This window comes from Pseudomonas reinekei, assembly GCF_001945365.1.
GTDB classification, from domain to species: domain Bacteria; phylum Pseudomonadota; class Gammaproteobacteria; order Pseudomonadales; family Pseudomonadaceae; genus Aquipseudomonas; species Aquipseudomonas reinekei.
The window spans coordinates 73,174-93,669 of record NZ_MSTQ01000017.1 but is presented as its reverse complement, the minus strand read 5'-3'; the positions used below and the strand labels follow the sequence as shown (position 1 = coordinate 93,669).

Genomic DNA, 20,496 nt, shown 5'->3' with positions numbered 1-20,496 from the left:
TGGAGGAAGGGACGATGCACTCATGAACGGTGCACCTCGCAGAGGAAAAACGTGGCTGTAGAAATCGGACTCAGCAAAGGCAAGCCTCCTGTTGTGAGCGGGCAGCGAACCACCGGTTTAACTTGAATGAACGTTCAATTTAAACATGAATAGGGTGCTAAGGACTAATCGCAGGGTCGGACGGTCGTGCTTTTACGCTAGCTCAAGGAGGGAATACGCAGGGATTTAAAAGCATCGCGAGCAGGCTCGCTCCTGCAGTGGATCGGGTTGAACACAAAGGTTGTGATCGACGGGAAACTCTGTGGGAGCGAGCCTGCTCGCGATGACGGTAGATCCGTCAGCGGAGGACTGCGGCCTTACTTCTGCGCCCCATCATCGAGCTGCAAATTAGCCTGGGTCAGGTTACTGCCCGCCGGCACGCTGCGGGTCAGCCAGACATTCCCGCCAATGGTCGAGCCCTTGCCGATGGTGATCCGCCCCAGAATTGTCGCCCCGGCGTAAATCACCACGTCATCCTCGACGATCGGATGCCGCGCCTGACCCTTCTGCAATTGGCCGTCTTCGTCTGCGGGGAAACGCTTGGCGCCCAATGTCACCGCCTGATAAATCCGCACACGCTCGCCGATGATGGCGGTCTCGCCGATCACCACGCCGGTTCCGTGGTCAATGAAGAAACTGCGACCGATCTGCGCACCCGGGTGAATGTCGATACCGGTGGCCGAGTGAGCGATTTCTGCGCTGATCCTTGCCAGCAGTGGCAGGCCGGCGCGATACAAATGGTGGGCCAGACGATGGTGAATCACCGCCAGAATCCCCGGGTAGCACAGCAGCACTTCATCGACACTGCGCGCCGCCGGGTCACCGTGATAGGCCGCCAACACGTCGGTGTCCAGCAGGCTGCGCAGTCCGGGCAAGGCCAGGGCGAATTCCTGAATGATCTGAATGGTCCTGGCTTCCACCTCAGCCTCGGCCTGGGCACTGTGACGCGCGGCGTAACGCAGTTCGAGCCGTGCCTGCGCCAGCAATGCATTGAGCGCCACATCAAGGGTGTGGCCGACGTAGAAGTCTTCACTCTCTTCCCGCAGGTCCACCGGCCCCAGACGCATCGGAAACAGCGCACCACACAAGGCTTCGAGAATGTCCGCCATGGCCGCCCGGGACGGCAATTCGCGACCGCCCTGCTCGCCGCTGACGCGGCCGTTCTGTGCTCGCCACTGATCACGGGCCGTGCGCAGCTGGCTGACGATGGTCTGCAATTGCCAATGGCTGGAACGCTCACTCACGGTAAAAACTCCTCACGGGCGGCCGGACGGTCTGGCCGCGTCAACGGCGATTACTTTACGGCAAGGGCCTGTGGCCAAATTAAGAACCAATTGTGCTGTCTCAAGCACTATCAGCTATAAGCGAATGGCGGTTGCCCCGTGAAATGGGCGTGCCTATAGTCCTGACATCATTCACCGCCAGTACGGAACCATGTCCAATCAAGAGTTGATCAAGCAACAGCTTGCCCGCTTCAACCGCCTCGACCTGCTCGGTCAGCCCACCGCCCTGGAAAAACTCGAACGCCTGTCGACCTGGCTGGGGCGTGATGTGTACGTCAAACGCGATGACCTGACGCCACTGGCGATGGGCGGCAACAAGCTGCGCAAACTTGAATTTCTCGCAGCGGATGCCTTGGCCCAGGGCGCGGATACCCTGATTACCGCGGGTGCGCTGCAGTCGAACCATGTGCGCCAGACCGCTGCGATTGCCGCCAGGCTGGGTCTCGGCTGTGTCGCCCTGCTGGAGAATCCTCTGGGTACCGACGATGGTAACTATCTCGGCAACGGCAATCGGCTGCTGCTGGACCTGTTCGACACCAAAGTCGAGCGGGTTGAAAACCTCGATAACGCCGACGAGCAATTGCAGGCAGTGGCCGCGCGCCTGCGCAACAACGGCAAAAAGCCGTATGTGGTGCCTATCGGTGGCTCCAATGCGTTGGGTGCGCTGGGCTACGTGCGTGCAGGCCTGGAACTGGCCGAGCAGATCAAGGACACCGGCCTGGATTTCGCCGCCGTCGTCCTGGCCTCGGGCAGCGCCGGGACCCACAGCGGTCTGGCACTGGCCTTGAGTGAAGCACTGCCGCAATTGCCCGTCATTGGCGTGACTGTTTCGCGCAGCGATGAAGATCAGCGGCCAAAAGTGCAAGGGTTGGCCGAACGCACGGCAGAACTGTTGGGTGTGAGCCTGCCGGACAGTTTCAAGGTTGAGTTGTGGGATGAGTATTTCGGGCCGCGCTATGGCGAGCCGAATGCCGGGACGCTGGCGGCAGTCAAATTGCTGGCGAGCCAGGAAGGGCTGTTGCTGGACCCGGTCTACACTGGCAAGGCCATGGCGGGATTACTTGATGGCATCGGGCGTCAGCGATTCGACGAGGGGCCGATCATCTTCCTGCACACCGGTGGGGCGCCGGCGTTGTTTGCTTATAAAGCTTTTCTGACTGACTGACCCTGTGGCGAGGGAGCAAGCTCGCTCGCCACAGACTGGTGAAAACTCATATTCATTTAGAGAATAATAAAAATAGAATTTATTATTTTCTAATCTAATAACGCCATCATATAGTCACGCCGCAGGCGAATTTGCAGCGAGACGCATACGCTGCTTTAGGGCAGGATATCGCTGTCGTCCAATTCCCGAATTTGCCAACTTTCCTTAAGCGTCTTCCATAAGAAAACACAGGGGCTTGTCATGAATTTTTCCGCACTACGTCGAAATCTGCTGGTGGGCTCGCTGGGCCTGGCACTGAGCGCCGGCCTGATCGGCCAGGCAGTGGCCGGTGAGCAACTGCAACAAATCAAGGACAAAGGCGTGATCAACGTCGGCCTGGAAGGCACCTACCCACCGTTCAGTTTCGTCGACGCCGACGGCAAACTGGCTGGCTTCGAAGTCGAGTTCTCCGAAGCCCTGGCCAAAGAGCTGGGCGTGAAGGTCAAACTGCAACCGACCAAATGGGACGGCATCCTCGCAGCGCTCGAATCCAAGCGTCTGGACGCGGTAATCAACCAGGTGACCATCTCTGAAGAGCGCAAGAAGAAGTACGACTTCTCCGAGCCCTACACCGTCTCCGGTATTCAGGCGCTGGTCCTGAAAAAGAACGAAGGCAGCATCAAGTCCGCTGACGACCTGGCCGGCAAGAAAGTCGGTGTTGGCCTGGGCACCAACTACGAGCAATGGCTCAAGGACAATCAGCCCAAAGCCATCATCAAGACCTATGACGATGATCCGACCAAGTTCCAGGATCTGCGTGTAGGCCGCATCGACGCCATTCTGATCGACCGCCTCGCCGCACTGGAATACGCCAAGAAGGCAACCGACACCGTTGCCGCCGGCGCAGCGTTCTCCCGCCAGGAAGCCGGTATTGCCCTGCGCAAAGGCGAGCCGGAACTGCTGGCTGCGGTGAACAAGGCCATCGACAAGCTGCGTGCCGACGGTACGCTGAAAAAGCTTTCGGAAAAATACTTCAGCGCTGACGTCACTCAATAATGGAAGAAGCTTTCCAACTCGCACTGGATTCTGCGCCCTTTCTGCTCAAGGGCGCGTACTACACGGTCATCTTGAGCCTCGGCGGGATGTTCTTCGGCCTTGTGCTGGGCTTCGGCCTGGCACTGATGCGCTTGTCGCGCTTCAAGCTGGTGAGCTGGATCGCCCGCATCTACGTGTCGTTCTTTCGCGGCACGCCGTTGCTGGTGCAACTGTTCGTGATCTATTACGGCTTGCCGCAATTGGGCATGGAACTCGATCCAATTCCGGCGGCCATGATCGGCTTCTCGCTGAACATGGCCGCTTACGCCTGTGAAATCCTGCGTGCCGCGATCAGTTCGATCGAACGCGGCCAATGGGAAGCGGCTGCCAGCATCGGCATGACCCGCGCGCAGACCCTGCGCCGGGCCATCCTGCCGCAGGCAATGCGCACCGCATTGCCACCGCTGGGCAACAGCTTCATTTCGCTGGTCAAGGACACCGCGCTGGCGGCCACCATCCAGGTGCCGGAGCTGTTCCGTCAGGCACAACTGATTACCGCCCGTACCTTCGAAGTTTTCACCATGTACCTTGCCGCCGCACTGATCTACTGGATTCTGGCCACGGTGCTTTCGCACCTGCAGAACAAGTTGGAAGAGCGGGTCAATCGGCACGACCAGGAGTCCTGACCCCATGATTGTCGTGGAAAAACTGACAAAGCAGTTCAAGGGTCAAGTCGTGCTCAACGGCATCGATCTGCAAGTGAAGGAAGGTGAGGTCGTGGCGATCATCGGGCCTAGCGGCTCGGGCAAGACCACGTTCCTGCGTTGCCTGAATTTCCTGGAAACGCCCACCAGTGGCCGGATCAAGGTCGGCAATATCGAGATTGATACCAGCCGCCCGTTGAACCAGCAACAAAGCCTGGTGCGCAACTTGCGCCAGCACGTGGGTTTCGTGTTCCAGAACTTCAACCTGTTCCCCCATCGCACCGCCCTGGAAAACGTTATCGAAGGCCCGATCATCGTCAAGAAGATCCCCCACGCCGACGCCGTTGCCCTGGGTAAAAAGCTGTTGGCCAAGGTCGGCCTTGCAGGCAAGGAAGATGCGTACCCGCGCCGTCTTTCGGGCGGCCAGCAACAGCGCGTGGCGATTGCCCGGGCGCTGGCGATGGAACCGGAAGTGATCCTGTTCGACGAACCGACCTCTGCACTCGACCCGGAGCTGGTGGGTGAAGTGCTGGCGACGATCCGCGGCCTGGCCGAAGAGAATCGCACCATGGTCATCGTGACCCACGAAATGGCTTTCGCCCGTGACGTGGCCAATCGCGTGGTGTTTTTCGACAAGGGCGTGATCGTCGAACAAGGCGAAGCGAAGGCGTTGTTTGCCAACCCGAAAGAAGAACGTACGAAACAGTTCCTCAGCAAGTTCCTTAACAACTCGCACAACTAATACTCCTTCGCAAAACGGTTAACTTCCACGGATGGAAGTTATACACCCTCCCCCGCTCACCTATAACAACCCCGAATATCATAATTAATCATTTGTCCGAGCTGGCGATAAATATCTATACGTTTCCAACAAACTTTCACGGCCAATCGACCATCCCCCGCCTATTCCCACGTCCAGCGCATCCAAGGCCGACACACCCCGTATTCATAAGCAAAATCTACGCACCAATAGCGTTTCTTAACTTCAATGCGTAGGATTTTTCTGAATAACGCCATATTCCTCACCCAACTAACAATCGCTATTGACACTGATTCAATCGAACTCTTATCTAGTCTTCAAACCGCACCCGCGATGATTAAAGCCAGAATAATTAATCATCTTTCACGCCTTTATTTTTCAGAAACGGACTTCGCCGCAACACCTTCAAGGAGACTCCATGAAAAGCACTTCGAACCACCCCGAACTCGCAGCGCCGACCCTGGCGCAATCTCACAAGAGCGACATCAACATCACCTCCGCCGCGCACCTGCTGATCGACGTGCCGCCCTACCCCGCAATGGACGATGGCGATCTGATCGAACTGTTCTGGGACAACTGCTATGTCGCCTCTCGGGTGCTGACCAAGGATGAGGTTGGGCGATCCGTTCAACTGAGGGTGCCGGAGAGCTTCATCGTCAATGGCTCATCGCGCGTCCATTACCGGATCATGCAGGTCGGCCAGGGGCCGGCGGTTTCGGCGGCCAGGCGTGTGCAAGTCAAACTCGATTGTCCGGGTGGCGAGCCTTCTGCCTTGTGCGGCGATGAAAACCAGTGCCTGGCCCCCGTGAGCATCCCCGAAACGATTCGCCGCCAGGGCGTGAATCCCAACCAGATCAAGCGCGGCGTGCCCGTGACCATCGAGCCGTACCTGAACATGGCGGCCGACGACGAAATCACTCTGCGCTGGGGCGACGTGCGCATGGACCTGCCACGACTCAAGGCGAATGACGTGGGCCAGCCAATCCAGGTCTGGGTGCCACCGGCGATCATTGTCGAGGCCGGCGAAGACCTGCGCCTGGAAGTGACTTATTGCATCCTCGACCGGGTCGGCAACAACTCACGGTGGGCGCCCGCACGCACGCTGAAGATTGGTTGTGCCAATCCGTACCTCAACGTCACGCCAAAGAACGTGCTCAAGGCTGCTGAACGAAGTATTCATACTTCTATTCATATTCCTAAAAGTTAGTTCATAACTTATTTATAAACGCTTAGGGTATATGCACCGGACCACCGGACATTCTTGTTTTCGCTCGCCGCACTGCGGCGTTTCCATGAGATGTGAGGTAGGTATGGTCCGGAACACAATCACCCCAGTGCAGATCGCCAGGGCATTGCGTGCAGCCAAGGAGCGGCGCTGATGTCCAGTCTGGCAGATGCAATCGTCCAGAGTGATCTGGATATCGCCCCGCTTTTGTTGCCCGCGCAAGTGCTGCGCAATGACGCGCAAGCGATCAAGGTCGCTCATGAACTGGCGCAAGTCGCCCGCCAGCAAGCGGCCAAACGTGACCAGCAGCGCAAGCTGCCTTGGTCGGAAATCGAACAATTCACCCGCAGCGGGCTGGGCAGCATTTGCATCCCGCGCGAGTACGGTGGCCCACAGGTTTCGTTCGTCACCCTGGCCGAGGTGTTCGCGATCATTTCCGCGGCAGACCCGGCCCTCGGGCAGATCCCGCAGAACCAGTTCGGCATCCTGAACCTGGTGCTGGGCAGCGCCACCGAAGCGCAGAAAAAACAGCTGTTCAAAAGCGTGCTCGACGGTTGGCGCATCGGCAATGCCGGGCCAGAGCGTGGCACCAAGAACACTCTGGACCTCAAGGCGCGCATCACCGCCGATGGCGACGGTTTTGTCATCAGTGGGCAGAAGTTCTATTCCACCGGCGCGCTGTACGCGCACTGGGTTGCGGTCAAGGCGCTCAATGACGATGGCAAGCAAGTGCTGGCCTTCGTCCGTCGCGGTACGCCGGGGCTGCGCATCGTCGATGACTGGTCCGGTTTCGGTCAGCGCACCACCGCCAGCGGTACGATTTTGCTCAACAACGTGCGGGTCGACGCCGATCTGGTGGTGGACAACTGGAAGATCAATGAAAAGCCCAACACCCAGGGTGCCGTCTCGCAACTGATTCAGGCCGCCATCGACGCCGGCATCGCCCGCGACGCCATCGACGATGCCATCGAATTCGTGAAAACCCGTTCCCGACCATGGATCGACGCCAACGTTGAACGGGCCAGCGATGACCTGTACGTGATCGCCGATATCGGCAAGCTGAAAATCGAATTGCACGCCGCCGAGGCCCTGCTGCGCAAGGCCGGACAAGTGCTCGATCAGGTCAGCGCGGCGCCGCTCACCGCCGAGTCCGCTGCCCGTGCCTCGATTGCCGTGGCCGAAGCCAAGGTGCTGACCACCGAGATCTCGCTGCTGGCCAGCGAAAAGCTTTTCGAGCTGGCCGGCAGCCGCGCGACCCTTGCCGAATTCAACCTTGACCGCCATTGGCGCAACGCCCGGGTGCACACCCTGCATGACCCGGTGCGCTGGAAGTACCACGCCGTGGGCGCCTATCACCTGAACGGCACTTTACCGGCTCGCCATTCCTGGATTTAACGACCAGAACACTTCTACCAGAGCTCTGGAGAAACACATGACAAGTACTCACCACGTCGCGGTCATCACCAGCGATGAGCAAGCCCTGATTGTCGCCAGCGACTTGGCCGACGATTTCAAGCGCGACAGCGCCCTTCGTGATCGCGAACGCCGTTTGCCACACCCGGAGCTGGACGTGTTTTCCCGCTCGGGCCTGTGGGGCATCAGCGTGCCGAAGGAATATGGCGGCGCGGGCGTTTCCAACGTCACTCTGGCCAAAGTCATCGCCCTGATTTCCCAGGCCGACGGCTCCCTCGGGCAGATCCCGCAAAATCATTTTTATGCCCTGGAAGTGCTGCGCGTAAACGCCAGCCCCGAGCAGAAAAAACGCCTGTACGCCGAAGTATTGGCCGGTCAGCGTTTCGGTAATGCACTCGCCGAACTGGGCACTAAAACCGCCCACGATCGCGTCACCCGCCTGACCCCTGATTTACATGGAGGGCGCAGCGGCTATCGCATCAACGGGCGCAAGTTCTACGCCACCGGCGCAATCTATGCCCAGCGCATCCCGACCTCGGTCATCGATGAAAACGGCGTGCAGCAATTGGCGTTCGTCCCGAGCAACAGCAAAGGTTTGACCGTCATCGACGACTGGAGCGGCTTCGGCCAGCGCACCACCGGCAGCGGTTCGGTGGTATTCGAAGATGTCTTCGTCGCCGCCGAAGACGTGATCCCGTTTCAAACCGCGTTCGAGCGCCCGACGCCGGTCGGTCCACTCGCGCAAATTCTCCACGCTGCCATCGACACCGGAATCGCCCGCGCGGCCTATGAAGATGCGCTGCATTTTGTGCGCACCAAGACCCGGCCGTGGATCGACGCGACCCATGAAAAAGCCATCGATGATCCGCTGACCCTCAAGAGCTTCGGCCACTTGAGCATTCGCTTGCACGCCTCCGAAGCGCTGCTCGAACGCGCCGGCGAATGCCTCGACAGGGCTCAGGCTGACACCAACGCCGAGACCGTCGCAGCGGCTTCGATTGCCATCGCCGAAGCCCGCGCGATCAGCACCGAAATCTCCCTCGCGGCCGGCAGTACCTTGTTCGAACTGGCCGGCAGCCAGGCGACCCTGATTGAACACGGCCTCGATCGCCACTGGCGCAACGCCCGGGTGCACACCCTGCACGACCCGGTGCGCTGGAAGTATCACGTGGTGGGCAATTACTACCTCAACGATGAAAACCCGCCGCTACGGGGGACTATCTGATGGCCAGGAAAAAAATCCTGCTCAACGCGTTCAACATGAACTGCATCGGGCACATCAACCATGGCTTGTGGACCCACCCGCGCGACACGTCGACCCAATACAAAACCATTGAGTACTGGACCGAACTGGCGCAGTTGCTCGAACGCGGCCTGTTCGACGGTTTGTTCATCGCTGACATCGTTGGCGTTTACGACGTCTACCAAAACTCGGTGGACGTTCCGCTCAAGGAGTCGATTCAGCTGCCGGTCAACGACCCGTTGCTGCTGGTCTCGGCCATGGCGGCGGTGACCAAAAACCTCGGTTTCGGTCTCACCGCCAACCTCACCTACGAGCCGCCGTACCTGTTCGCCCGCCGCATGTCGACGCTGGATCATCTGAGCCGTGGTCGTGTGGGCTGGAACATCGTCACCGGCTACCTCGACAGCGCCGCCAAGGCCATGGGCCTGAGCGAGCAGGTCGAGCACGACCGCCGTTACGACCAGGCCGACGAGTACCTGGAGGTGCTCTACAAACTCTGGGAAGGCAGTTGGGAAAACGGCGCGGTGTTGAACGATCCCCGGCAACGCATCTATGCGCAGCCGGACAAGGTGCACAAGGTCGAGCACAAGGGCGAGTTCTATCAGGTCGAGGGTTATCACCTGTGCGAGCCGTCACCGCAGCGCACACCGGTGCTGTTCCAGGCCGGCAGTTCGGATCGCGGTTTGCTGTTCGCCGGCCGGCACGCTGAGTGTGTGTTCATCAGCGGCCAGACCAAGGCGTCGACCCAGGTGCAAGTGGACAAGGTCCGCGCCAGCGCGGTCGCCGCCGGGCGCAATCCCGAGGACATCAAGGTGTTCATGGGCTTGAACGTGATTGTCGGCGAAACCGAAGAGCTGGCCTGGGCCAAGCACGCCGAATATCTGAGCTACGCCAGTGCCGAAGCCGGCGTGGCGCATTTCTCGGCGTCCACCGGCATCGACTTTTCCGAGTACGCCATCGACGAGCCGATCCAGTACGTGAAGAGCAACGCGATCCAGTCAGCCACCAAACACCTGCAAAACAACGACTGGACCCGACGCAAATTGCTCGAACAACACGCCCTCGGCGGACGCTACATCACCGTGGTCGGCTCGCCTGAGCAAGTGGCCGATGAGCTGGAATCATGGATCGCCGAAACCGGCCTCGACGGCTTCAACCTGACGCGGATCGTCACGCCGGAAAGCTACGTGGATTTCATTGATCTGGTGATCCCCGAGCTGCAGCGCCGAGGCTCGTACAAGACCGCCTACGACGACGGCAGCTTGCGGGAAAAGCTGTTTCACCGAGAGGCGCATTTGCCTGGGCAACATACCGGCTCGGCGTACCGACGCTAAAAGCATCGCTGGCAAGCCAGCTCCCACAGGGGTCGCGTGAACACCCGAGAACACTGTGGGAGCTGGCTTGCCAGCGATGAGGCCCGCCCGAACACCAAAAATCTTATGCACTGACTGGAAAAACCATCATGAAAAAGAACTACCTCTCTCACCCAGTCAAAGCACTGGCCCTGGCTCTCGGCCTCTTCACTTCGGTAACCTTTGCCGCCGACGCGCCCCTGAAAATCGGCACCACCGCTGCCTTCGCCATTCCGTTGGAAGCCGCGGTCGAAGAAGCAGGCAAACAAGGCCTGAAAGTCGAGCTGGTGGAGTTCACCGACTGGATTGCCCCCAACGTCAGCCTCGCTTCCGGCGACATCGACGTGAACTACTTCCAGCACATCCCGTTCCTGGAAAACGCCAAGGCTGCCGCCGGTTTTGACCTGGTGCCGTTCGCGCCGGGGATCATCAACAACGTCGGCCTCTATTCGAAAAAATACAAAAGCTTCGACGAGCTGCCAGAAGGCGCCAGCGTGGCTATCGCCAACGACCCGATCAACAGCGGTCGTGGTTTGCAGCTGTTGGCCAAGGCTGGCCTGATCACCCTCAAACCGGGTGTCGGCTACAAGGCCACCGAAGAAGACATCATTGCCAACCCGAAGAAAATCAGAATCCTCCAGGTTGAAGCCGTGCAACTGGTACGCGCCTATGACGACGCCGATCTGGTCCAGGGCTACCCCGCATACATCCGCCTGGCGAAGACCTTCGATGCCGGTTCCGCGCTACTGTTCGACGGCCTCGATCACAAGGAATACGTGATCCAGTTCGTGATCCAGCCGAAGAATAAAACCGACCCGCGCCTGATCAAGTTCGTCGACATCTACCAGCATTCGCCAGCCGTGCGCGCCGCACTGGATAAAGCCCATGGCAAGCTCTATCAAGCCGGCTGGGAGAGCTGAGCATGACGACCGCAACCCAACGGCGACTGGAGATTCCAGAGCCCCGCCATGCAAAACAGACCGAGCTGCACCCGGAACTCAATCGTGCCCACGTGCGCTTTGTCGGCCTGGGTAAAACCTACGACGGCAAACAAGGCCCGGTGGCCGCCCTGCACGGCATTGACCTGGCGATCCAGCGCGGTGAAGTGTTCGGCATTATCGGTCGCAGCGGCGCCGGCAAATCGTCGTTGATCCGTACCATCAATCGCCTGGAACAACCGACTTCGGGCCGGGTGCTGATCGATCAGGTCGACATTGGCGAGTTCGATGAGGATCGTCTGGTGGCGCTGCGTCGACGCATCGGTATGATCTTCCAGCACTTCAATCTGATGTCGGCCAAGACTGTTTGGCAGAACGTTGAATTACCGCTGAAAGTCGCCGGCGTGCCCAAGGAAAAACGCGATCAGAAGGTCCGCGAACTGCTGGAACTGGTGGGCCTGCAAGCCAAGCACAAGGCCTACCCCGCGCAACTGTCCGGTGGCCAGAAACAACGTGTCGGCATCGCCCGCGCACTGGTGCACGACCCGGCGATCCTGCTGTGCGACGAGGCCACGTCCGCGCTGGACCCGGAGACCACGCAATCGATCCTCGGGTTGTTGCGCGAGATCAACCAGCGCCTGGGCCTGACCATCATTTTGATCACCCATGAAATGGCAGTGATCCGCGAGATCTGTGATCGCGTCGTGGTGCTCGAACATGGGCGCATCGTCGAGCAAGGCCCGGTGTGGGAAGTGTTCGGCAATCCGCAGCACGACGTCAGCAAGACCCTGCTCGCGCCATTGCAACACGCCCTGCCGCCAGAGCTGCAAAGCCGCTTGCGGGCTCAACCACAGTCAGCGGAAGACGCGGTGGTATTGCGCCTGCAATTTACCGGTGCCGCCGGTGATGAACCTGACATCGCGGCCCTGTTCGGCGCTCTCGGCGGCCGAGTGCGCTTGTTGCAGGGTGGCGTGGAACGGATTCAAGGGCACGCCCTCGGGCAATTGCTGTTGTCGGTGACGGGTTCATCCCTCACCGCCGAAGAACTGCAGCAACGCGCCGGCCGCTGGGCGCAACAGGTGGAGGTGTTGGGTTATGTGGTTTGATCGTTTGCTGCAAGGCTTTATCGACACGTTTTTGATGGTCGGTGTGTCATCGCTGATCGCACTGCTGGCGGGTATACCGCTGGCGGTGATCCTGGTCACCAGTTCCAGAGGCGGAATCTACGAAGCCCCGGCGATCAACCGCGCATTGGGCGCGTTCGTGAACCTGTTCCGCTCGATCCCGTTTCTGATTCTGATGGTGGCGCTGATCCCCTTCACCCGCCTGATTGTCGGCACCACGTACGGCGTGTGGGCCGCCGTGGTGCCGCTGACCATCGCGGCGACGCCGTTCTTTGCGCGGATTGCCAAGGTCAGTTTGCGCGAGGTCGATCACGGGCTGATCGAAGCCGCGCAGGCCATGGGTTGCCGGCGCGGGCACATCGTTTGGCATGTGCTGTTGCCGGAAGCGCTGCCGGGGATTGTCGGCGGGTTCACTATCACCTTGGTCACGATGATCAATTCGTCGGCCATGGCCGGGGCCATTGGCGCGGGTGGGCTGGGGGACATTGCGTACCGGTATGGGTATCAGCGTTTTGACAGCCAGATCATGTTGACGGTGATTGTGTTGCTGGTGGCGTTGGTGGCGGTGATTCAGTTGGGTGGCGACAGACTGGCGCGGGGATTGAACAAGCGATAGAAGTCGGGGCGCGTGAGGAGGCTTTGTGGCGAGGGAGCTTGCTCCCGCTCAATTGCGCAGCAATCGCAAAATGGACACATCAATTTCTCAGACACACGGTTTGGGGCGGCCTCGCAGCCCAGCGGGTGCAGGCTCCCTCGCCACAGATTGCACGACCTGAATTTTCATGGCGTATATTCGGCAAATCCCAATTGCCTGCGCAGCCGACCATGAAACAAACCCCCGACGACCTCGAAAAAATCACCACTACCACCCTCGGCCACTACAACTCGGTGGCGGAGGGTTTTCGCGAAGGCACGCGCGATCACGATGTCAGCCAGAACATCGATGCTCTGCTCCGGCATATTCAGGGCGAGGCACCGTTCGACATTCTCGACTTCGGCTGCGGCCCCGGTCGGGATCTGCAGACGTTTACGCGCATGGGCCACAAAGCTGTCGGCCTCGATGGTTCGGAAAAATTCGCGCAGATGGCCCGTGAGGACAGCGGCTGCGAAGTCTGGCAGCAGGACTTTCTGAAACTCGATCTGCCGGCCGGGCGTTTCGACGGCATTTTTGCCAACGCGGTGTTGTTCCACATCCCGCGCCAGGAGCTGCCTCGGGTATTGCTGGAGTTGCGCGGGGCGCTGAAGCCTGGTGGCGTGTTGTTCAGCTCCAACCCCCGTGGCGAGAATCAGGAAGGCTGGATCGGGCCGCGCTATGGGGCGTATCACGATCTTCAGGCGTGGCAGCAGTTGCTCACCGAAGCGGGGTTTGTCGAGCTGGAACATTACTACCGGCCAGCGGGACTGCCGCGGGAGCAGCAGCCTTGGCTGGCGAGTGTGTGGCGTAAGCCGGTGTAGTCAGTTCGGACGCCATCGCCAGCAGGCTGGCTCCCACCGTTGAACGCATGCACCTGTGGGAGCCAGCCTGCTGGCGATGAGCGCGCAGCGCTCGCCTTATCGCACTTCTTTCTTCGGTTCGTGAATCCTGTACCAGGCCACGTACAACGCCGGCAAAAACAGCAGCGTCAGCAAGGTCGCGACGATGATCCCGCCGATCATCGCGTAGGCCATCGGCCCCCAGAACACCTCCCGGGCAATCGGGATCATGCCCAGGCTCGCGGCCGCGGCGGTCAGCAGGATCGGTCGCCGACGGTGTTCGGTGGCTTCCACCACCGCATCCCAGTGTGAAGAACCTTCGGCCACGAACGCGTCGATCTGGGTCACCAGAATCACCGAGTTGCGGATGATGATGCCGATCAGCGCCAGAATGCCGAGGATCGCCACAAAGCCCATCGGCGTTCCCGTCGGCACCAGTGCCAACACCACGCCGATCAAGCCCAGCGGCGCGACGCTGGCCACCAGGAACATTTTCTGCACACTGTGCAGTTGAATCATCAGGAAGGTGGCCATCAGGAACACCATCAACGGAATGACCTTGTTGATCGGCCCCTGGGCCTTGGCGCTCTCTTCCACCGTACCACCCGTGGCGACCTTGTAGCCCGCCGGCAATGCCGAAGCGAATTGGTCGATGTCCGGCTTGAGCAGCTTCACCAGATCGGTGGGCTGAATGTCACCGATTACCGCCGTCTTGATGGTAATCGTCGGTTTGCGGTCGCGACGCCACACCAGCGGTTGCTCAAGTTCGTAGCGCACGGAGGCAAACGCGAGCAACGGAATGGAGGTGCCGCCCGGGGTGAGAATCTGCAGGTTCTGCAGGGTTTCCGGCGAACCCCGCTCGGCGTCTACGGCGCGACCGACCACGTTGATCAGGTAGATGTCGTCGTCGACCTGGGTCACCGTCGAGCCACTGACGATGCTGTTCATCAGTTTGGCCACGTCTTCGGACGACAAACCGAGCTGGCGGGCCTTGTCCTGGGCGATATCGATGCGCAGCACCTTGCCCGGCTCGTTCCAGTCGAAAATGATTTCGCCGATGTGCGGGTTCTTGTCCAGCTGGCTGGCCAGATCGATGGCGTGCTTGCGCACCTGGTCGATGTCCGGGCCGCTGACGCGGTACTGGATCGGCCGGCCCACGGGCGGGCCCATTTCCAGCGCTTGGACAAAACTGCCGATGCCGACGAAATCCTTGCGCAGACGTTCACGCAGGCGATCGCTGAGGGCTGTGCGCGTCTCGAAGTCTTTGGCGACGATCACCAGTTGCGCGTAGTAGGGGTTTTGCAGTTGCTGGTCGAGAGGCAGGTAAAAACGAATCGCACCCTGGCCGACGTAAGTACTCCAGCGCACGATATCCGGGTCACCCTTGAGCGTCGCTTCGAGCTTGTCCACAGCCTTGCGGGTTTCATCGATAGAGGCGTTTTGCGGCAGGTTCAGGTCCACGAGGATTTCCGGGCGGTCCGAGGCCGGAAAGAACTGGTTTTGCACAAAGCGCATACCGACAACCGACAGCGCGAACAGCAGGACGGTGAAGCCGATCGCCCACCAGCGGTTGCGCATGCTCCACAACAGGCCGCTGTTGAATGCACGCCCCAGGCGACCCGGTTCCGCCGCATGCGGCTTCACATTGACGCTGAGGATGTGCACGCCGATGACCGGGGCGAACAGTACCGCCACCACCCACGAGACCAACATGGCCACGGCAATCACCGCAAACAGGGTGAAGGTGTATTCACCGGCCGAGCTGCCATTGAGGCCAATCGGTACGAAACCCGCCACGGTTACCAGCGTGCCTGTGAGCATCGGGAAGGCAGTCGAGGTATAGGCAAAGGTCGCCGCCTGCTCCTTGGTATCGCCCAACTCCAGACGCGAGACCATCATCTCGACCGTGATCATCGCGTCATCCACCAGCAGGCCCAGCGCGATGATCAACGCACCGAGGGAAATCCGCTGCATGGTGATGCCGCTGTATTCCATGAACACGAACACCATCGCCAGCACCAGGGGGATCGAGCACGCCACCACCAGACCGGCGCGCACGCCGAGGCTGATGAAGCTGACCACCAACACGATCACCACGGCTTCGAACAAGGCACTGGTGAACCCGCCAACGGCGGCCTCGACCACGACGGACTGATCGGAGACGTTGTGCACCCCGACGCCCACCGGCAGGTTCGCCGTGAGCTCGCTGATACGTTGATGCAGGGCCTTGCCGAATTCCTGGATGTTGCCGCCGGTCTGCATGGCAATGGCCAGACCGATCGCCTGTTGGCCATTGAAACGGAATTCCGGGGTCGACGGGTCGACGTAGCCACGGCGAATATCGGCAATGTCGGCCAGGCGATAGAAGCGATCATTGAGACGCAGGTTGACGTTGGCCAGGTCTTTCTCGGAAATGAACTGCCCGGATGTGCGCACCGAAATCCGCTCGGGACCGGCTTCGATCACCCCCGCCGGAGTCACCGCGTTTTGCGCTTGCAAGGCCTGAACCACCTGTTGCTCATCGATGCCCAGCGCCGCCAGTTTGCGGGTCGAGAAATTCAGGTACAGGACTTCATCCTGCTGCCCGACCATCTCGATCTTGCCCAATCCCGGCACGCCACGGATGTCGGCACGGGCCTGTTCGACGTAGTCGCGCAACTGGCGCAATGTCAGGCCGTCGGCGGTAAACGCATAGATCGAACCGAACACGTCACCGAATTCGTCGTTGAACGAGGGTCCCTGGATGCCTTGGGGAAACGAGTAGCGAATGTCGCCGATTTTCTTGCGCACCTGGTACCAGATTTCCGGAATGTCCTTGGCCTTGGTGGTGTCGCGCAAGTAAACGTACACCGTGGACTCACCCGGCCGGGTGTAGCTTTTCACGTAGTCGAGCGAGTCGAGTTCTTCGAGCTTTTTCTCGATGCGGTCAGTGACCTGCTTGAGGGTTTCCTCTTGGGTCGCACCCGGCCAGCGGGTCTGGATCACCATGGTCTTGATCGTGAAGGAAGGGTCTTCCTCGCGGCCCAGGTTCAAGTACGAGAACACGCCCATCAGCAACGCGACGAACATCAGATACCAGACAAACGACTGATGTTTGAGCGCCCATTCGGATAAGTTGAAACTCCCTTTCATTGTGGGCTGCCCTCATCTACTTTCACTTTCTGCCCCGGCTTGAGGCTGTTCACACCCGCACTGACAACCCGCTCGCCGGACTTCACGCCACTGGCCACGACCACCGTGGTATCCGTGCGGCTGACGATGCTGACGTCCCGCGGGGAAACGGTTTGTGACTGCGTATCGACGATCCAGATGCGCGATTTGCCCTCCACCTCCTGCAGTGCGCTCAGGGGCAGTTCGATTTGCGGCTTGATCGCCGAACTCAAGGTCACGCTGATCGCCGAGCCCAGACGAAACGCGGTGGGCGTTTCGCTCAGGGTCAGGCGCGCACGGCGGGTACGGGTGGTGCTTTCTGCCTGGGGTTCGATTTCCCGGACGACGGCTGTGGTGTTGATTTCCGGGGTCAGTTGCAAGGCCACTTGAAACACCACGTCCTGGGGCAACTGATCGACCAGGGTGTCCGGCAGATCGATCACCGCCTCCTTGATGTCCGGTTGTGCCAGGGTGACCACTTGCTGGCCGGCGGTGACCACTTGCCCGGCCTCGGCCATCCACGCGGTGACCACCGCTTTGTGATCGGCACGCAGTTCAACGTAGTTCAGCTGGTCCTTGGCCTGATTGACCGCCGCCTGGGCCTGGTCAAGGGAAGCCTGGGTGGTTTTCAAGTCAGTCTGCGCAGCGTCGAGTTGCGCCTGGGAGCCCACGCCTTGATCGAACAGGCTCTGCTGTCGCCTTGCGGTGGCCTGGGCATTGATCAGATTCGCCCGGATACTCGCCAGATCGCCTTCTGCGGAGCGCAACTGGTTCTTCTGATCGGTAGGGTCGAGCGAGGCAAGCAAGGCGCCCTTTTCGACTTCCGCGCCGACATCGACGCTACGGCTGGCGATGCGTCCCGGCACACGGAAACCGACGTTGCTTTCATATCGGGCCTGGATGCTCCCCGCGAAGCGGCCGAGGTTTTGTTCACCCAGCGCTTCGACCTTGATCGACAGCACCGGGCGGACCGGTTCCGGTGCTGCTTCCTCTTTCGAACAGGCCACCAGCATCACACTGGCGAACACCAGTAACAGATGCTTCATGGTTGACTCTCCGCGGCCAATTCCTTGTAGGTGTTTTCAGCGATTTCCACGGTCACGCCGGGGTGCAGCAACTGGCCGCCGGCAATGACAACTTTTTCGCCCCCTTTGAGGCCATCGCTGATGATGACTTTACCGGTCAGGTAGCGGCCAACGGTGACAGTATGCAATTGCGCCTTGCCTTCGCCGTCCACCAGCCACACGGCAGGGTCGCTGACTTTCTTGGTCAACGCCGACCATGGCAATTCCACCGCGGATTTACCCCGGGTATTGGCACTGGCACTCACCACCGAGCCCAGTTGCATGCCCGGTGGCAAGCTGTCGAGGGTGACTTTGACCTGTACGGTGCCGGTCTGCTCGGAGACCGCCGGGGTGATTTCCCGGACGGTGCCAGTGGTTTTGATCGCCGGATTGTCGAGCAGGCTGACCACGACGGCTTTGTCCGATGGCGGTTCGGCCAGCAGCGATTCATAGACGTTGAACACCGCATCGCGCTCACCGTCCTGGGCCAGGCTGAAAATCGGCACCGTGGCCTGAACCACTTGCCCGACTTCTGCCTGGCGCTGAGTGATCACGCCCGGCGCATCGGAAATCAACGCGGTGTAACTCAGTTGTTCACGGGCATTGGCCAACTGCGCCTGGGCCGCCGCCAGCGAGCTTTGGCTGCTGCGCAATGCAGCCTGGGCAGAGTCGTACTCGCTTTGGCTGGTATAGCCTTTGGGCAACAGTTTTTGCTGACGCACGAAAGAAGCGGCGTTCTGTTTGACCTTGGCCTGTTCGGCGACGACTTGAGCCTGCGCCGAGTCGACATTGGTTTGCAGGTCCTTCGGGTCGAGCCGCGCAAGGACCTGCCTGGCCGAGACCCGGTCACCGACGTCGACCGTACGCTGGATGATCTTTCCGCTCACGCGAAAAGACAGTTCGGTCTGCACCCGGGCCTGCACATCGCCGGTCAAGGTGATGTTGGCGGCATATTCGGCAGGTTTGACTTCTTGGACGAAAACCCGTGGCCGGGCCTTCTCACTCGGTGCTTGTTCATCACACGCGGTCAGCGAAGCCAGAAGGCACAAGCCGATCGCCATTTTGATTCCAGGACCAGCCATGCAGACTCCTTTGCGTTATGCGAGCGCAATACGTCTGTGAGCTTAGAACAGGCTTTGAAACGCGCACGCTGCGCGGCGTCAAATAAACAACGAATTGCCCTGCGACATTTGCCGGGGCGACGTAAGACGTCTATTTTCCTTTGCGCTGTAGGAAGGATCTTTTTTTCGATTTGCCCCTCCAAGGACGGACCGCTATTGGCCAGACTCCCCGGCCGATCACTCACAAGGAAGAGAAAATGGCAGATGCAAAAGCGCTTCAACCCATGAGCCCGCAGGACATCGTGAAGTTATTGGTGGCGTTACGCCGGGCGTTGAAGGCCAGGGTGGCCTGATTTCATCGTTGATTGATGTCGGGCTTTGGTGGCGAGGGCGTTTGCTCCCGCTCGGCTGCGCAGCAGTCGCACAGCCAGGCAACGCGGCGTGCATGTTCTACCGCCCATTCACGCTTTGGGGTCGCTTCGCAACCCAGCGCGAGCAAGCTCGCTCGCCACAGGTTTCAGAGAACGCCCCATAAAAAACGCCGACGCTGCATTAGCCGTCGGCGTTGGAAACCGTAAAGGGGTTTACCTCGCGAATCAGAACGCCGGCAGCACCGCGCCGCTGTACTTCTTCTCGATGAAGGCTTTCACTTCCGGGCTGGTCAGGGCTTTGGCCAGTTTCTGGATGGCGGCGCTGTCCTTGTTGTCAGGACGAGCCACCAGGAAGTTCACGTAAGGCGAATCTGCACCTTCGATCACCAGCGCGTCTTTGGCCGGGTTCAGACCCGCTTCCAGCGCGTAGTTGGTGTTGATCATGTCCAGGTCGACTTGATCCAGCACGCGCGGCAGCATGGCCGATTCCAGTTCCTTGAACTTGAAGTTGTGCGGGTTCTTGGCGATGTCTTTCGGCGTGGCCAACGCGTTTTTCGGGTCTTTCAACTCGATCAGGCCAGCCTTCTGCAGCAGGATCAGGGCGCGGCCACTGTTGCTGCCTTCGTTAGGGATAGCGATGGTCGCGCCGTCTTTCAGCTCGGCCAGGGATTTGACTTTCTTCGAATAGCCACCGAACGGTTCAACGTGAACACCGATCACGGTGACCAGGTTGGTGCCTTTGCCTTCGTTGAAGCTTTTCAGGTACGGCAGGGTCTGGAAGTAGTTGGCGTCCAGACGCTTCTGGTCAACCTGTACGTTGGGCTGAACGTAGTCGGTGAAGACTTTGATTTCCAGGTCCACGCCCTCTTTGGCGAGGGTTGGCTTGATCAGTTCAAGAATCTCGGCGTGTGGAATCGGGGTCGCCGCCACCACCAGTTTCTCGCCAGCCTGGGCCAGGCCCGCGGTCAGGGCAGCCGCCAAAGCGGTGAACAACAGAACCTTTTTCATGCAGTGTCCTTATCGAAAATCACAGTCGCTTGTGGCGACGGCCAATAGTACGTGTGCCAGTGAAGTGCTATCGCTGGCGTGAAGCGGACAATACCGGGATTTTTTATTC

17 protein-coding genes are annotated in these 20,496 nt (G+C 59.9%); 12 read left to right on the top strand and 5 right to left on the bottom strand.

Translation table 11 applies throughout. The features are described from left to right. Positions 1-356: 356 nt before the first annotated feature. Positions 357-1,283, bottom strand: a complete 927-nt coding sequence (gene epsC, locus BVK86_RS23015) for a serine O-acetyltransferase EpsC (RefSeq protein WP_075948603.1) — start codon at positions 1,281-1,283, stop codon at positions 357-359. 205 nt (positions 1,284-1,488) lie between these two features. Here epsC and BVK86_RS23010 point away from each other — a divergent pair, with 205 nt between their 5' ends. The 12 genes from BVK86_RS23010 (at position 1,489) to BVK86_RS22955 (ending at position 13,715) form a co-directional block, all read left to right on the top strand. Next, positions 1,489-2,487, top strand: coding sequence for a D-cysteine desulfhydrase (locus BVK86_RS23010; protein WP_075948624.1), 999 nt, complete (start codon positions 1,489-1,491; stop codon positions 2,485-2,487). Positions 2,488-2,727: 240 nt separating this feature from the next. Next, on the top strand, positions 2,728-3,522 hold the full coding sequence (gene tcyJ, locus BVK86_RS23005) for a cystine ABC transporter substrate-binding protein (RefSeq protein WP_034148458.1): 795 nt from the start codon (positions 2,728-2,730) through the stop codon (positions 3,520-3,522). Continuing rightward, positions 3,522-4,187, top strand: coding sequence for a cystine ABC transporter permease (gene tcyL, locus BVK86_RS23000; protein WP_075948602.1), 666 nt, complete (start codon positions 3,522-3,524; stop codon positions 4,185-4,187). Before tcyJ ends, tcyL begins: the two co-directional genes overlap by 1 nt. A gap of 4 nt (positions 4,188-4,191) precedes the next feature. After that, positions 4,192-4,947 (top strand): L-cystine ABC transporter ATP-binding protein TcyN, encoded by a 756-nt coding sequence (gene tcyN, locus BVK86_RS22995; protein ID WP_075948601.1) that lies wholly within the window; start codon positions 4,192-4,194, stop codon positions 4,945-4,947. Positions 4,948-5,383: 436 nt separating this feature from the next. Then, positions 5,384-6,172 carry a hypothetical protein gene (locus BVK86_RS22990; RefSeq protein ID WP_075948600.1) on the top strand — a complete coding sequence of 263 codons (789 nt, stop codon included), beginning with the start codon at positions 5,384-5,386 and terminating at the stop codon, positions 6,170-6,172. A gap of 171 nt (positions 6,173-6,343) precedes the next feature. After that, entirely contained in the window at positions 6,344-7,585 is a 1,242-nt protein-coding gene (locus BVK86_RS22985; RefSeq protein ID WP_075948599.1) for an SfnB family sulfur acquisition oxidoreductase, read from the top strand. A 37-nt stretch (positions 7,586-7,622) separates the two neighbouring features. Next, positions 7,623-8,828 carry an SfnB family sulfur acquisition oxidoreductase gene (locus BVK86_RS22980; RefSeq protein WP_075948598.1) on the top strand — a complete coding sequence of 402 codons (1,206 nt, stop codon included), beginning with the start codon at positions 7,623-7,625 and terminating at the stop codon, positions 8,826-8,828. Beyond that, positions 8,828-10,180 carry an LLM class flavin-dependent oxidoreductase gene (locus BVK86_RS22975; RefSeq protein ID WP_075948597.1) on the top strand — a complete coding sequence of 451 codons (1,353 nt, stop codon included), beginning with the start codon at positions 8,828-8,830 and terminating at the stop codon, positions 10,178-10,180. The genes BVK86_RS22980 and BVK86_RS22975 overlap by 1 nt, the downstream gene beginning before the upstream one ends. A gap of 128 nt (positions 10,181-10,308) precedes the next feature. Then, positions 10,309-11,118, top strand: coding sequence for a MetQ/NlpA family ABC transporter substrate-binding protein (locus tag BVK86_RS22970; RefSeq protein ID WP_075948596.1), 810 nt, complete (start codon positions 10,309-10,311; stop codon positions 11,116-11,118). A 2-nt stretch (positions 11,119-11,120) separates the two neighbouring features. Next, positions 11,121-12,242 (top strand): methionine ABC transporter ATP-binding protein, encoded by a 1,122-nt coding sequence (locus BVK86_RS22965; protein ID WP_075948595.1) that lies wholly within the window; start codon positions 11,121-11,123, stop codon positions 12,240-12,242. Next, positions 12,232-12,876, top strand: a complete 645-nt coding sequence (locus tag BVK86_RS22960) for a methionine ABC transporter permease (protein ID WP_075948594.1) — start codon at positions 12,232-12,234, stop codon at positions 12,874-12,876. Before BVK86_RS22965 ends, BVK86_RS22960 begins: the two co-directional genes overlap by 11 nt. 209 nt (positions 12,877-13,085) lie before the next feature. After that, entirely contained in the window at positions 13,086-13,715 is a 630-nt protein-coding gene (locus BVK86_RS22955; protein ID WP_075948593.1) for a class I SAM-dependent methyltransferase, read from the top strand. 96 nt (positions 13,716-13,811) lie between these two features. Here BVK86_RS22955 and BVK86_RS22950 read toward each other — a convergent pair whose 3' ends face one another. The 4 genes from BVK86_RS22950 to BVK86_RS22935 all read right to left on the bottom strand — a co-directional run bounded on the left by BVK86_RS22950 (position 13,812) and on the right by BVK86_RS22935 (position 20,387). Beyond that, on the bottom strand, positions 13,812-16,865 hold the full coding sequence (locus BVK86_RS22950) for an efflux RND transporter permease subunit (RefSeq protein ID WP_075948592.1): 3,054 nt from the start codon (positions 16,863-16,865) through the stop codon (positions 13,812-13,814). Then, complete coding sequence (locus tag BVK86_RS22945; RefSeq protein ID WP_075948591.1) at positions 16,862-17,929, bottom strand: efflux RND transporter periplasmic adaptor subunit; 1,068 nt, start codon at positions 17,927-17,929, stop codon at positions 16,862-16,864. The genes BVK86_RS22950 and BVK86_RS22945 overlap by 4 nt, the downstream gene beginning before the upstream one ends. Next, positions 17,926-19,029 carry an efflux RND transporter periplasmic adaptor subunit gene (locus BVK86_RS22940; RefSeq protein WP_075948590.1) on the bottom strand — a complete coding sequence of 368 codons (1,104 nt, stop codon included), beginning with the start codon at positions 19,027-19,029 and terminating at the stop codon, positions 17,926-17,928. The genes BVK86_RS22945 and BVK86_RS22940 overlap by 4 nt, the downstream gene beginning before the upstream one ends. Positions 19,030-19,604: 575 nt before the next feature. Then, positions 19,605-20,387, bottom strand: coding sequence for a MetQ/NlpA family ABC transporter substrate-binding protein (locus BVK86_RS22935; protein ID WP_075948589.1), 783 nt, complete (start codon positions 20,385-20,387; stop codon positions 19,605-19,607). Positions 20,388-20,496: the final 109 nt, after the last annotated feature.

Excerpts from the sequence above, each read along its gene's own strand:
- BVK86_RS22940 (WP_075948590.1), bottom strand. The coding sequence starts at position 19,029 with ATGGCTGGTCCTGGAATCAAAATGGCGATCGGCTTGTGCCTTCTGGCT.
- BVK86_RS22980 (WP_075948598.1), top strand. The coding sequence starts at position 7,623 with ATGACAAGTACTCACCACGTCGCGGTCATCACCAGCGATGAGCAAGCC.
- BVK86_RS22985 (WP_075948599.1), top strand. The coding sequence starts at position 6,344 with ATGTCCAGTCTGGCAGATGCAATCGTCCAGAGTGATCTGGATATCGCC.
- BVK86_RS22965 (WP_075948595.1), top strand. The coding sequence starts at position 11,121 with ATGACGACCGCAACCCAACGGCGACTGGAGATTCCAGAGCCCCGCCAT.
- BVK86_RS22950 (WP_075948592.1), bottom strand. The coding sequence starts at position 16,865 with ATGAAAGGGAGTTTCAACTTATCCGAATGGGCGCTCAAACATCAGTCG.
- BVK86_RS22970 (WP_075948596.1), top strand. The coding sequence starts at position 10,309 with ATGAAAAAGAACTACCTCTCTCACCCAGTCAAAGCACTGGCCCTGGCT.
- tcyN (WP_075948601.1), top strand. The coding sequence starts at position 4,192 with ATGATTGTCGTGGAAAAACTGACAAAGCAGTTCAAGGGTCAAGTCGTG.
- BVK86_RS22990 (WP_075948600.1), top strand. The coding sequence starts at position 5,384 with ATGAAAAGCACTTCGAACCACCCCGAACTCGCAGCGCCGACCCTGGCG.
- tcyL (WP_075948602.1), top strand. The coding sequence starts at position 3,522 with ATGGAAGAAGCTTTCCAACTCGCACTGGATTCTGCGCCCTTTCTGCTC.
- BVK86_RS22975 (WP_075948597.1), top strand. The coding sequence starts at position 8,828 with ATGGCCAGGAAAAAAATCCTGCTCAACGCGTTCAACATGAACTGCATC.
- BVK86_RS22960 (WP_075948594.1), top strand. The coding sequence starts at position 12,232 with ATGTGGTTTGATCGTTTGCTGCAAGGCTTTATCGACACGTTTTTGATG.
- BVK86_RS22935 (WP_075948589.1), bottom strand. The coding sequence starts at position 20,387 with ATGAAAAAGGTTCTGTTGTTCACCGCTTTGGCGGCTGCCCTGACCGCG.
- BVK86_RS22955 (WP_075948593.1), top strand. The coding sequence starts at position 13,086 with ATGAAACAAACCCCCGACGACCTCGAAAAAATCACCACTACCACCCTC.
- tcyJ (WP_034148458.1), top strand. The coding sequence starts at position 2,728 with ATGAATTTTTCCGCACTACGTCGAAATCTGCTGGTGGGCTCGCTGGGC.
- BVK86_RS22945 (WP_075948591.1), bottom strand. The coding sequence starts at position 17,929 with ATGAAGCATCTGTTACTGGTGTTCGCCAGTGTGATGCTGGTGGCCTGT.